At 56.2% G+C, this 12231-nt stretch carries 9 protein-coding genes and 1 riboswitch; of the genes, 4 read left to right on the forward strand and 5 right to left on the reverse strand.

Annotated elements, in window-relative coordinates; translation table 11 throughout:
- Positions 1-10: 10 nt before the first annotated feature.
- From BBPC_RS05425 to BBPC_RS05435, 3 genes are all read left to right on the forward strand, one after another.
- A complete protein-coding gene (locus BBPC_RS05425; RefSeq protein ID WP_033524112.1) occupies positions 11-2158 on the forward strand; it encodes a hypothetical protein in 2148 nt (715 codons plus the stop codon).
- A gap of 138 nt (positions 2159-2296) precedes the next feature.
- Positions 2297-3958, forward strand: coding sequence for an aryl-sulfate sulfotransferase (locus BBPC_RS05430; RefSeq protein ID WP_004222438.1), 1662 nt, complete (start codon positions 2297-2299; stop codon positions 3956-3958).
- A 111-nt stretch (positions 3959-4069) separates the two neighbouring features.
- Positions 4070-4870, forward strand: a complete 801-nt coding sequence (locus BBPC_RS05435; RefSeq protein WP_033524113.1) for an ATP-binding cassette domain-containing protein — start codon at positions 4070-4072, stop codon at positions 4868-4870.
- Positions 4871-4947: 77 nt separating this feature from the next.
- On the opposite strand, the gene BBPC_RS05440 is transcribed toward BBPC_RS05435, so the two are convergent.
- The 3 genes from BBPC_RS05440 to BBPC_RS05450 form a co-directional block, all read right to left on the reverse strand.
- Positions 4948-6111: a pyridoxal phosphate-dependent aminotransferase gene (locus tag BBPC_RS05440; RefSeq protein WP_022245109.1), complete on the reverse strand. Its 1164-nt coding sequence runs from the start codon at positions 6109-6111 to the stop codon at positions 4948-4950.
- A gap of 156 nt (positions 6112-6267) precedes the next feature.
- On the reverse strand, positions 6268-7035 hold the full coding sequence (ppgK, locus tag BBPC_RS05445; RefSeq protein WP_004222446.1) for a polyphosphate--glucose phosphotransferase: 768 nt from the start codon (positions 7033-7035) through the stop codon (positions 6268-6270).
- A gap of 242 nt (positions 7036-7277) precedes the next feature.
- Complete coding sequence (locus BBPC_RS05450; protein ID WP_033524044.1) at positions 7278-8291, reverse strand: glycosyltransferase family 2 protein; 1014 nt, start codon at positions 8289-8291, stop codon at positions 7278-7280.
- A 116-nt stretch (positions 8292-8407) separates the two neighbouring features.
- A riboswitch (TPP riboswitch) is annotated at positions 8408-8518 on the forward strand.
- A gap of 85 nt (positions 8519-8603) precedes the next feature.
- Between BBPC_RS05450 and tenA the strand changes: the two genes are divergently transcribed.
- Complete coding sequence (gene tenA / locus BBPC_RS05455) at positions 8604-9278, forward strand: thiaminase II (protein ID WP_226555824.1); 675 nt, start codon at positions 8604-8606, stop codon at positions 9276-9278.
- Positions 9279-9403: 125 nt separating this feature from the next.
- Here the strand turns inward: tenA and BBPC_RS05460 are convergent, their stop codons facing one another.
- Positions 9404-9709, reverse strand: coding sequence for a YhbY family RNA-binding protein (locus BBPC_RS05460; RefSeq protein ID WP_022245108.1), 306 nt, complete (start codon positions 9707-9709; stop codon positions 9404-9406).
- A gap of 71 nt (positions 9710-9780) precedes the next feature.
- Positions 9781-12150: an energy-coupling factor transporter ATPase gene (locus tag BBPC_RS05465; protein WP_004222463.1), complete on the reverse strand. Its 2370-nt coding sequence runs from the start codon at positions 12148-12150 to the stop codon at positions 9781-9783.
- Positions 12151-12231: the final 81 nt, after the last annotated feature.

Raw genomic sequence — 12231 nt, forward strand, 5'->3', positions numbered from 1 at the left:
GCGTCATCGTGTGTGCGCAGCTATTGTAGCCGCTTTTGTTGTGGTGGTGTTGGTTGAGTGCGTGTTGTGTAATGTGCCGTTTTTCCGCTCGTTGGCGGCGTCGGGTGATTCGGCGGCTGCGTATAACACGTTGGGGCCGGGGCTTGAGCGTCGTGATGACGGGTTGTTGGAGGTTACTGATCCGACGCAGGCGTATTTGCAGGTGGCTGCGGATGGTTCGTCTGAGTATGTGCGGATCGTGCCGGTGTCCGATGAGGTTATGGGTGGTGTGCCTGCCGGTTCGCGCGTGTTGCGTACGGTGCGTGTTCGTGCGGATGCGGATCGTGTGGCTGGTTCGTTGTGTTCGGTGTCGTTGGATTCGTCTCGTTCGTTGTATGTGAGGGCTGCGGCCGGTCGTACGGTGCGCGTGCAGGTGGTGGAGCCGAAGGGGTCATTGATTCCGTTTGATGCGGTTCGCGCGAATGTGCGTGTGCCGTTTTCGGTGAGTCCGTTGCGTGTGGCGTTGTTGGTGTTGGTGATGGTGTTGGTGGCGTTGTGGCGTCCGGGCTCGCGCCTGTGGAAGGTGCCGTTGAATACGTCGAGTGTGCGTCAGCGTGTGACGTTGGGCGTGTTGTTGACGGTTCCTGGGTTGGTGACTGTTGCGGCGGTGGCGTGGCAGTTGGTGTCTGCGGTGCCGTTGAGTTTTCATACGGATGGCATGTATACGTATGATTACGATCAGTATGATCATGTGGCTCGGGCGTTGCTTAATGGTCATGCGTGGCTTGATTTGGATGTGCCCGACGCGTTGCGCGATGCGGATAATCCGTATGATGTGACGACTCGTCAGCAATTGCTTGCCGATGGTGTGAGTCCGGTGTATTGGGATTATGCGTTTTTTGATGGTCGTTGGTATTCGTATTTTGGCGTGGTGCCGGCGTTGCTGTTGTTTGTGCCGTATCGTGCGATAACGTCGTTGTGGGTTGATGGTGGTCTGATGATGCCGTCTGGCGCTGCGGTGCCGCTGCTGATGTTTGTTTTTTTGGTGTTCGCGTGCCTGTTGACGATTCGCGTGATCGAGCGTGTGCGTCCGCATGTTTCGCTGGCTGCGGTCAGTATGTTGTGCGTGTTTGTGGTTTTGGCGTCGAACGCCCCGTACTTGTGGTATCGGACGAATTTTTATTCGGTGCCGATTGCGGCGTCCTTGTTGTTGAGCACGTTGGGCTTATGGCTATGGATGGGTGCGGCGCACCCGAACGCGGCCGATGCCGGTGGCGATGGTGGTGCGAATACGGTCGAATCGTTGTCGCTGCCTCGTTTGGCTGCCGGTTCGGTGTGTATTGCCGCGAATGTGGGTTGCCGTCCGTCGTTTGTGGTGGTGGCGTTCGCCGCGTTTCCGTTGTTCTGGCCGCAGATTCGTGCGATTGCCAAACAGTTGCGTGATGGCGTGTTCGCTTCTGGCGCGCATGGGCGCGTCTGCGCCATGTTGCATGCGTTGCGTGCGCCTTTGGCCGTGCTGGTGCCCGCATTGGTTGTGGTGGTGCCGTTGTTCGCCTATAACATGGTGCGTTTCTCCTCGCCATTCGATTTCGGTTCGTCATATCAGATAACGGTCACGGATATGACGAGCTACCATCAGTCGTGGTCGAATTTCATTTGGACGGTCGCATACTATCTGTTTTTGCCGTTGCGCTGGACGAATATGTTCCCGTTCCTTGCCGTCGACCCCACCCCATTGAAAGATTGGGGGTTCACGGAGGCGATGCCTGGAGGCCTGTTCGTCATGGCGCCTCTCGCATTGGCTTCGCTGGCATGCCCATTCCTACGCCGGCATATGCGCGCTCGTGGTCATGTCGGTATGTGGCGTACACTGACGACGTTCCTGCTGTTAAGTTTGCTGATTGTGGCGCTTGACGCGCGCTTGGGTGGTCTTGGGTGGCGCTACATCGCCGATTTCGGTTGGCTGTTCGCCTTGGCTTCGTTGCCTCTGCTGCTCATTGCGTTGGATTGCGACCGTCCGCGGCTGTGCTGGCTGTTGCGCGTACTGGTGTTGGCGCTGCTGCTGTTCATGTTGGCGGTGACGGTGTTGTCGTTGTTCCTATATGGTCGCGACGACGAGCTGATACGCAATAATTCCGGTTTGTTCCATGACGTGCAGTCGTGGTTCACCCTGATATGAGGCACGGCGTTTTCAGGGTTATTTCAGGGTTTTATTACGGTTTGTCCAATAAAATCTCCGGTTTGTTCCGAGTTTTGCGAATAATAGTGGTGTCGTAACTGTTCGATATGAGATGAACCCTTGTTGGAGACATCAGTTATGAAATCGCTTCCACTTCTGTCTAACCATCCTCGTGTTAAACGCTGGACCGCGGCCGTGGTAGCATCGGCCATCGCATTGGGCGTCTGTCTCGCCAGCTATGACAACGTCGATGCGGCCATCAGACAAAACAGGATCGAACGGCTGAACGCACGTATCGAGAATGTGTACACAGCCGACTATCAGAATATGGCCGACGACAAGCTCGAGCAGGAAAAAAGCAAGTCTGCCGCCACGGAAGATGACATGTTCGTCACCGAGGATCCGTACGGCACCAACACCACGTCGCTGTATGTGTATTTCACCACCGACGACTCGGTATCCGTATCCTATACCGTGCATGCGGACGGCTACGCGGATTTCACCCGTGACGCCTACCAGCAATCGCAATACAGCAAAACCCATGAATTCCAGATACTCGGCCTTATTCCCGGGGAAAAGAACACCATCACCATCACGTTGACCAACGCCGATGGCAAATCCCGTACGCATACCTTCGAACACAGGGGTGCTTCCCTGCTTGGCAATGAGGAAGTGCAACTGGAGCAGACCGTCGTAGCTGATTCCGGAGAAGACTTGGGCGATGGCCTGTATGCCATACTCGGCAACGATTCCGACGAGCAGGACTTCATGTTCTATTATGATACGAACGGCGTGCTGCGCGGTGAGATTCCCGTGCTCTACTATCGTTCGCATCGTCTGCTGTTCGACGATGACGGGCTCATGTGGTTCTCCGCTTCCACACACCACATGGCAGCGATGAACCGTCTCGGCAAGTTGGAGAAGATCTATGATCTTGGATCCGACTATATTCTGCACCACGATTACGCGATGGACGCCAATGGAGACATCGTGCTGTTGGCCACCGAAATGGGCCGCGACGACAATGCCGTGCAAGATCAGGTCATCAAGCTCAACACTTCCACCGGCAGTGTGACCCGCTTGGTGGATTTCGGCGAACTGTTCGCCGACTATAAGGCCTCCACCACGCATGCAGGAACCGACGAGTCGGATTCGAGCGCCCAGAATCGTTGGGATTGGCTGCATTGCAACACCATCCAACTGTTGGATGATGGTTCCGCGTTATTCTCCGCACGCGAAACGTCCACCATCATCAAAGTGGATGATCTGGAATCAGATCCGACGGTCGACTACATGATCGGCGAGCCGTCCGTGTGGGCAGGCACCGATGAGGTCAGCAGTTTCCTAGCGAAAGACGGAGATTTTTCCGATACCGGCGGACAGCATTCCATCACATACGTCGCCGATGATTCGTTGCCTGACGGCCAGTATTACCTGTACATGTTCGACAATAATTTCGGCACTTCGTTGACGCGTCCTGATTTTGACTGGTCGGTGATCGACGGAATCTCGATCGAACTGTCTTCCGACACGGCAAATTCGCGGTATCGCAAGTATCTGGTCAACGAGAATGCCGGCACGTATACGGAAGTGTCATCGTTCGACGTGCCATATTCGCCGTATGTCAGTTCCGCGCAGGAATTGGATAATGGCCAGATCCTCATCGACTCGGGCATGAAGGGTCTGTTCGGCCAGTACAACAAGGATGGTGATCTGCTGGCGCAGTTCAAGATGACGTTGAACAGTGCGTACATCTACCGCGTGTACAAGTACGATTTCTCGGGATTCTATTTCGCCTGACATCCTGTCCGCAGGCTTGACGGGGCCGGGAATCCAAACTCCCACAAGGAGTTTGGATTTCCGGCCCCGTTTCGTATGCAATGGGTTCGGCACGCCCGTACAATGGTTGCCATGGGTTTTTTCGATTCGCTGTTTTCATCCAAACGTCCCGAAGCGACGCATGACGTCACGTTCACGCTAGATCAGGCAGGCCACACGTATGAGGATGGCAATGTCGGTCTGGAGCCGACATCGTTGACGATCACTCCGGAAAGCAAACGTGTGGCTGTGATCGGGTTGAATGGTTCCGGTAAGACCACGTTGCTGCAGCTGTTGGATGGCGCATTGTCTGCGACGTCCGGTTCGGTGCGTATCGACGCGAATGGTGCTGCGTATGATCCGTCGGTGAAACGTGATCTGAAACGTATCGAATCGATGATCGGCCGCGTTCGTCGCGAGGAAATTCCGAACAGTTATTACAAAGCGGATTCCATTCGCGAGGCGATTGATGAACCGTTGAAGAAGCATAAGGTGCCGGAAAGCGAACGCCAGGCGATCATCGGCAATCTGTTCGCGCATTTCGATCTGGCGGCGGTCGCACGTGAGCCCGCCTCCGCATTGGATAGCGAGAAACGTCATCTGCTGGCGATCGCTTCCGCATTGAGCTTCTCCCCCGCGGTGATCGTTGCCGACGAGCCGACCAAGGGTTTGGACGAGGTGGCGTCCGCGCATGTGGCGAAAGCTCTGTTCAGTTACGACAAACAGGTAGTGTTCGCCACGCATGACACGGAGCTGATCACACGCGCGGAATATGCGATCGACCGCACGCTGGTGGTCGACGATCATCAGGTGGTGTTCGACGGTGGCCCGCATGAGGCCGTGGCCTTTTACACGGACCTCATCCGCGCTAAATATGAGGCTTCCAAAGCCTGACCATACCCACGGATTATTCCCGTTCCCCACATGTTGCGGCTCCTTCATCGGTGTCGACGATGGAACCACAACATGTTTCAGCCGATCATTGTGTTGACGGTGTCAAGCACCGTCTGAACGTTATGCCTGAATTCGTCGGGTTCCGGCAATAACGAGATCGCGAGATAGCCGTTCGACGTCATATCGAAGAAATAGCCGGGCTGTCCTGAAATTCCGTGCTTTTCGATCATGGACAACACCAGTTCGTTCTCGTCAAGCACGCTGGGCACGCGCAAAAGCACATTCCATCCGCCTTCGGCACGCAACACGCTGACCATGCCCTGCTCGTCATCATCCAGCATGGTATGCAAGGCTGCGAGGTTGGTTTGCACGCGCTCTCGCACGCGCGCGGTCTGCGCGGCTGCGGCGCCCAGCATGGCGGGGATCTGTTTGGCGATGATCTCACTCATTGGCAGATAGTCGTCGGCGACCACGTCGAGTCTGCGCTTGGCCTCATCCACTTCAGCCGCCGGGCCGGACACTTGGATCCAACCCACTTTGGCATGTGGCGCGGCCAACGTCTTCGAGAACCCATCCAATGCGAATGTGAGCGTGCCGGTCTCCCCCGCGAGACGCGCGTTGCCATCGAATGGTTCAAGATCATAGTCGTAGAACACCTCATCGGCGATGATGGCCACCTCATGGTCATGACAAAGCCGCACAATGGCCTCACGTTCCGACGCTTTGACGTACGATCCGGTCGGATTGTTGGGATTGATGAGCACCAGCGCGCGGATGCGGCCGCCATCTTCACCTTCAAGCGCTTCGCGTAGTTCGGCCACGTCGATGTACCAGGATCCGTCGAAACGTTGCTGGTACTCGATCATGTCGACGCATTCGAGTCGTGCGATCGATTCGATGAGCGGATATCCCGGCTTCGGTGCGAGCACAGCGTCACCTGCATTGCAGAGCAGTTTGATCAGCCATGAGTACGCTTCGGACGTCGAGCTCAATATGTATAGGTCGTCGGCGGTAGCGGTATTGCCTTGTTCATGCAGGAATGCGGCCAGCGCTTCGCGTGCGTATCGTTGCCCGCGTGGCTCCGCTCCGTAGATGTCCGGCAATAGTTCCGACGCGAGCGCATGTTTGGTTGGATTGGAGTCGTTGAGTTTGCCGAGTGTGATGCCGTTTGCTTTGGCTTCCGCTTCGGCTTTGGCGATGGGATTGGGCTCGCTGATATCGACTCTGGAGGAAAAACGCATGGTCTCCACCATACTCTCTGGGTTGCGCAAGTGTTGCATCGAGCAAGAAGGATGCATTCGCCATGCGATCATCAGAGGAATAACAAGAGCCGTCCGACGGATGAATCGGACGGCTCTCGCTTATATGAAGGTTAGGAACCTTTATGGTTCACGACATCACTTCTGCTTGATGCTTGCGTAGTACGCAGCACCGATGATGCCAGCCTCATTGTGCAGCTTGGCTGCGACGATCGGGGTCTTGATGTCGATGTACGGCAGGAACTTCTCGGACACGCGGGACACGCCACCGCCGACGACGAACAGCTGCGGATCCAAGTAGAACTCCATCAGGGAATAATACTTGGTCAGACGCTTGGCCCACTTCTTGTAGCCCATATCGAGCTTTTCACGAATGGAGGATGCCGCGTACTTCTCGGCGTCACCCTTGCCCTTGAGCAGTTCCAAATGGCCGAGCTCAGTGTTCGGAATGAGCTCGCCGTTGAAGATCAGCGCGGTGCCGATGCCGGTGCCCAGCGTGGTGGCGACGACCAGGCCGTCCTGGCCCTTGGCTGCGCCGAACTGCTGTTCGGCAAGACCGGCCGCATCAGCGTCGTTCACCACGGTGACCGGACGGCCGCAAGCTTCGGAGAACACTTCGGTGACGTCCACGCCAACCCAAGACTGGTCCAGATTGGCCATATAGCCGAGCTTCTCGCCAACATGAATCGGAGCGGGGAATGCGATGCCGACCGGAGCGGACTCAGGAACCTCAAAATGCTCGAGCTGCTGGCGAACGATTTCGCCAACGGCCTTCGGAGTGGAAACCTCCGGGGTAAGGATCTTCAGACGCGGTTCAGCAAATTCGCCCTTCTCGAGGTTAACCGGGGCTGCCTTAATGCCGGAGCCGCCAATGTCAACGCCAAATGCCTGTGCAGTTTCAATCATCTTCGACCTCTCCTATCAAGGTACATAGTGGGTATATCGAACCGGTAAACGCCATAGTAACTCGCCCCATGCCCCAAAACGCGCCGACAATACACAATTGGTGAATACGATTGCATAATCTGTCGCAATGAAACGCAAATATTTGCGATTGTTTTCTGCAAACGATTCGCCCCATGCCAACGCAACGCATCGGCATGGGGCGAATCATAAGAAAATAACCGTCTGAAGACGGTGTAGCCACATTACTTGAGCGGCGGCATCGGCTTCCAATCCGGATCATGCAGCAGCTTGCGCGAATCCCACCAACCCTTGACAATCTGCACCAAGCCGGTCTTGGCATGCTCACGGTCCACCATCACCAAGCGAATGACCTCCTTGGCGGCGGTCAGCAACGTGCCAAAGCCGAACATCAGCGGACGGTAATCGCCGAACGACATGAAATAGCGTGCCATGTAGCCACGGTTGCGCATGATGTGGTAGCGGTTCATGTCGGAAGTGGAGTTGAGCTGACGCACGCCGGCGATATCCCAGTTACCGATCTCGCGCGTACGTCGCAGGATCACGTCGGGCACCACGATCGGATTGGTGACCTTGCTGGCGCGATAGCCGTACATCGTATCGTCCCAGTAGATGAAGAAGCGGGGATCCGGCAAACCGATCTGTTCCACGATATTGCGGCGGAACAGGCCGCCTTCAAAGCATAAGGTGTCCATCACACGATAGCCGGGACGCCCGAACGCGGCCGGAGCGATCGGATTGGGAATGCCAAGAGGCACGATGAAATCGTACTGCCAGTAGAACGGGCCTCCGTCGTAGTCGTATCGGCTTCCCTGGATCACATCATGGCTGCCGGTCCACTTGGCGAGCCTTTCGATGGCCTCAGGCATCACGGCCACGTCGTCGTCCATCACCCAGAACCACTCCGCACCCAGCTCGTATGCCTTCTTCACACCTGCGGAGAAGCCGCCTGCGCCGCCGAGGTTGTCGGATTGCGGCGCGTACACCACACGGCTTTCGTTGCCCGACTGGTCGGCGATGGTATTGCCCCACTGCGCGGTGACCGCTTCACGGAAATCGTCGACCATGCCTTGGGTCGCCTCGCTGTGCTCGTTGTCCACGACGATGATACGCCATGGCGCCACAGTGAGTTTTTCGATGGATTCGAACAGGGTGGCGAGCAGCTGCTGACGCCTGTACGTCACCACGACGATAGCCAGCTTTTCGATGGTGTTCTTCGCAACTTGCTTTTCAGTCATACGTTCCATTCTTGCACTCGCCCTCAACCGAACATCGCCTGTGTTCGCATCATGCGGCACGATTCCATTCGACGGACGGGCTCTTGCACATTTCGTGCGGCTTTGCCATAATGTACGGCGTAATGCAGGGGAACCCGTGTTCGTCGGGTTGAGATGGGCCAAGTGAGGCCTGAACCCTTTGAACCTGATGGTTAACACCAGCGTAGGGAGGCATGTCTAGTGACTGCTGTGACATCAACAACCGATTTCGATTATGAGTTCGACGCCGCCAAAGGCATCCAACGCGACAATCTTCCGCCGTTCGCGCAGCGCATGCGCAAGGCCGCCGACCTGGTTTGGGAGGAAGGCTACCAGCAGCCGTTCATCCGCGAGCTTGGCGAAGGCACACTGCAACGCGAGCGTTTCGCCTTCTATCTGCTGCAGGATTTTCGTTATGTGAACGATTACGCCAGAGTGCACGCTTTGGGATTAGCCAAGGCCACCGACCCTGAAATCATGGCGTTCATGCTCAAGGTGCAGAACGGCGCCCTGCAGGTCGAGACCGAAGTACACCGCTCCTACTTGGCCAGCTATGGCATCACCGAAGAGCAGATGAACAATGTGCGCCAGTCGGCCTTCGCGCGTGCCTACACGTCGAATATCCTTTCCATCGCCTATGGCAAGGATATTCTCGACATTCTTGTGGCCGTGCTGCCGTGCGCCTGGGTGTATGCGGATTATGGTTATCGTCTTGCCGCCGAGTTCGCGGACACGCTCGACAACAATCCGTACAAGAGCTGGGTCGACATGTATAAGACCGACGAGTTCTGGCAGGATTCCGTGTGGCTGCTCGATCATATCGAGAAACTGGTGGCCGACGCGAGCGAGGAGCGCAAGCGCGAGCTGATCGACATTTTCGTGACCGGCGTGGAGAACGAATACATGTTCTGGGCCAGCGCGTACGACATGCAGTACACATGGAAGCCCGAATGGAATCAGGCGCGCTGATAGCACTCCTTCATGGGGTTTCCTGACTTCCGATTGTTTATTTTCATTGCAGCAAGGCGGGTGTCTTCTGATTGGTTTTCAGAAAGCACCCGCCCTGTTATGTTTGGTCGCGTCAGTTTCCCGCTTTATTCGCGTACGAGGCGGATATGTTCCACGTCGTCGCGATGGGAGCGGCGGTAGAGCACGAAACGGTTGCCGATGACCTGCACGAGTTCCGCGTTCAGTTCTTCAGCCAATCCCTCGCCTGCTTCCTTGGCGGTCAGACCGGATCCGTCGAGCACGGAGCACTTGATGAGCTCACGCTTTTCGATGGTTTCGTCCGCCTGCTTGATGGCGTTTTCGCTCAGATCGTTCTTGCCGACCTGGATGAGCGGATTGAGCTTGGTGGCCAGGCCTCGCAGCTGCTTGACCTGCTTCTTGGTTAATGCCATAACTTGTTCCATTCCTATCTATGATGCTTGCTCAAGAGTAGCGTGAGGACGGTAAAATCCGCCGACTGCCTTCAGTTTAGTCCAGCGATCAGAACCAACGCAGCCACATATGCCACAACCACACCGCCCGCGGCAATGTCTCGTTTGGCGATGCTCATCACGCGCCAATGTGTGCGTGCGATACCCTCTTCATAGCATCGCGCGTCGAGTGCGAGACTGAGATTGTCGGCATGGCGTATCGCCCCTGCGAACACCGGAATGATGATGGAAACCATCGCCTTGATACGCTGCACGAACGTTCCCGTTTCGATGCTGCCACCTCGAGCCGCCTGTGCGTCCGCAATGGCTTTCGCCTCGCTTCCCAGAGTGGGCAGGAACCGCAGTGCGAGGCTCATCACCAGTGCGATCTCCTGCGCGTGCACGCCTATTTTTGCGAAGGGTTTGAGCAAGGCTTCGAACGCGTCGGTGATGGCCGTAGGCGTGGTGGTGGCGAGGAACACCACTCCGACGATAATGACCGCAACGAATCTGCAGGCGTACAGTATAGCGATACGCACACCGTCGTCGGTGATTGGAATCGGTCCGATGTTCGTAAGAACATTGCCGGATTGTACGAAGAACACATTGAGCAGTCCGCAGAACACGAACAATGCAAGGAACATGTGAATCGATTTGAACAGTTGTTTCACGCCGATGCCTGATGTCGCAACGATCATGCCGGTCAACAGTGCGGCCACGAGCAGCTGCCAGAAAGAGCGGATGGCGAATGCGGAGAACATGACCGCCAACGCGCCCACCATCTTCACGCGCGGGTCAAGCCGTTCCATAAAACTGCGGTTTTCACGGACGTCTCCCTTTGCATGTCCGGAGCCAAGCGTGTGCAGATTCTTCGAACCTGCCGATTCGACAGCAGAACCAGGCTCGGCATCACGAACTTTTCCACCAACGTTCCGGTCAGCGTCAAGCGCGATCGTCCGGTCGGCAAGTACGTCGATTTCCGCTTGCGAATGGGAAATGATGAGTATGGTGATGCCTTGTGCGTGGAGGGTTTGGATGAGATTGTGCACGCGGGTTGTGGCCGCTTCATCAAGTCCCGCGGTCGGCTCGTCCATAATGAGAATCCGCGGTTGGCATGCGATGACGCCCGCTATGGCAACGAGTCGTTGCTGCCCGCCGGAAAGGTCGAATGGCGAACGGTCGGCAAGATGTTCAATATGCAGCAATGCCATGGCTTGGCTGACATGTTCATCCACTTGCGCTTCATCAAGCCGTTGGTTGCGCGGACCGTAGGCGACGTCCTCGGCTACGGTTTCGGCGAAAAGCTGACGTTCGGGATGTTGCATGACGTAGCCGATGGTGGCGCGCAGTTTCTCGCGGTCCGCACGCTTGAGCGACTGCATATTGCCGTTGGCGCGTTGGCGTGCGACGGGAATGGTGTTGACGGTAATGCTGCCAGATTGCGGCTGTTCCAGCGCGCAGAGAAGACGCGCGAGGGTGGTTTTGCCTGCACCGTTATGCCCTGTGATGGCCACGGTTTCACCCTCATTGATGGTTATGGAAAGCTTATCGAGCACAGGCTTGCTACTGTTTGGATATTGATATATCAGATTATGGATTTCAATGATTGGTACAGCTGATGTTGGCTTCGATGCGCCATTTGCAATATTGGATTTGGCAATTGGGTTGTCTTCTTGCGCTGTGCCTGATTCGTCCATTTCCGGAATACTTGCAGTATTACCGCGAGCGCTTTGCACGATACGCCCGTTATCCAGGCGAATGATGCGGTCGGCATTGACGAATTCGTCACGATGGTGGGTGACGAGAATGATGGTTGTGCCGTGCTGCTGCAATTCGTCAAGAATATGCATGATGTCGGCGCGGCCTTGCGGATCGAGCATGGCGGTAGGCTCGTCGAGCACGAGGATTTCGGGATTCATGGCAAGCATGCCGGCGATGGCGACGCGCTGCTGTTGGCCTCCGCTCATTCGCGTGGGATCGGCTTCTCGTTGTCCGCTCATGTCGACTGCGTCAAGTGACATGGCGATGCGCATATCGATATCATCATGCGCAATGGCGAGGTTTTCCGGACCGAAGGCAACATCATCCTCGGTAATGGTGGTGACGATCTGATCTTCCGGATGTTGGAAAACCGCCCCGATACCATGCCGGGCGCTGCGGTAAGCGTCAGCGTGCGCGCCGGAGTCATCGAATACGTTGTTTCCCAACAACGTGACATGTCCGGCATCGGGTGCGGCAAGTCCTGCGATGATGCGTGAAAGTGTGGATTTGCCCGATCCGTTTGGTCCTGCCAAGCATACACGTTCGCCTTGGCGAACGGTCAGGTTCACGCCGTCGAGCGCCCAGGTCGCGCCGGAGTCGTAGGTGAAACGAATATCGTGCAGTTCGACCGCGATGGTGTTCGTGGCGCTGTCAGGATTCATGGAAAAAGTCTTTCATAAACGAAAGGAACCTTCCATACGTCGAAAGGTTCCTTCCTATTCATCAATATGCGGAATCGATAT

The organism is Bifidobacterium pseudocatenulatum DSM 20438 = JCM 1200 = LMG 10505, assembly GCF_001025215.1.
Classification (GTDB): domain Bacteria; phylum Actinomycetota; class Actinomycetes; order Actinomycetales; family Bifidobacteriaceae; genus Bifidobacterium; species Bifidobacterium pseudocatenulatum.

Excerpts from the sequence above, each read along its gene's own strand:
- ppgK (WP_004222446.1), bottom strand. The coding sequence starts at position 7,035 with ATGATTGAAACTGCACAGGCATTTGGCGTTGACATTGGCGGCTCCGGC.
- BBPC_RS05450 (WP_033524044.1), bottom strand. The coding sequence starts at position 8,291 with ATGACTGAAAAGCAAGTTGCGAAGAACACCATCGAAAAGCTGGCTATC.
- BBPC_RS05430 (WP_004222438.1), top strand. The coding sequence starts at position 2,297 with ATGAAATCGCTTCCACTTCTGTCTAACCATCCTCGTGTTAAACGCTGG.
- BBPC_RS05465 (WP_004222463.1), bottom strand. The coding sequence starts at position 12,150 with ATGAATCCTGACAGCGCCACGAACACCATCGCGGTCGAACTGCACGAT.
- BBPC_RS05440 (WP_022245109.1), bottom strand. The coding sequence starts at position 6,111 with ATGCGTTTTTCCTCCAGAGTCGATATCAGCGAGCCCAATCCCATCGCC.
- BBPC_RS05435 (WP_033524113.1), top strand. The coding sequence starts at position 4,070 with ATGGGTTTTTTCGATTCGCTGTTTTCATCCAAACGTCCCGAAGCGACG.
- BBPC_RS05460 (WP_022245108.1), bottom strand. The coding sequence starts at position 9,709 with ATGGCATTAACCAAGAAGCAGGTCAAGCAGCTGCGAGGCCTGGCCACC.
- tenA (WP_226555824.1), top strand. The coding sequence starts at position 8,604 with ATGCGCAAGGCCGCCGACCTGGTTTGGGAGGAAGGCTACCAGCAGCCG.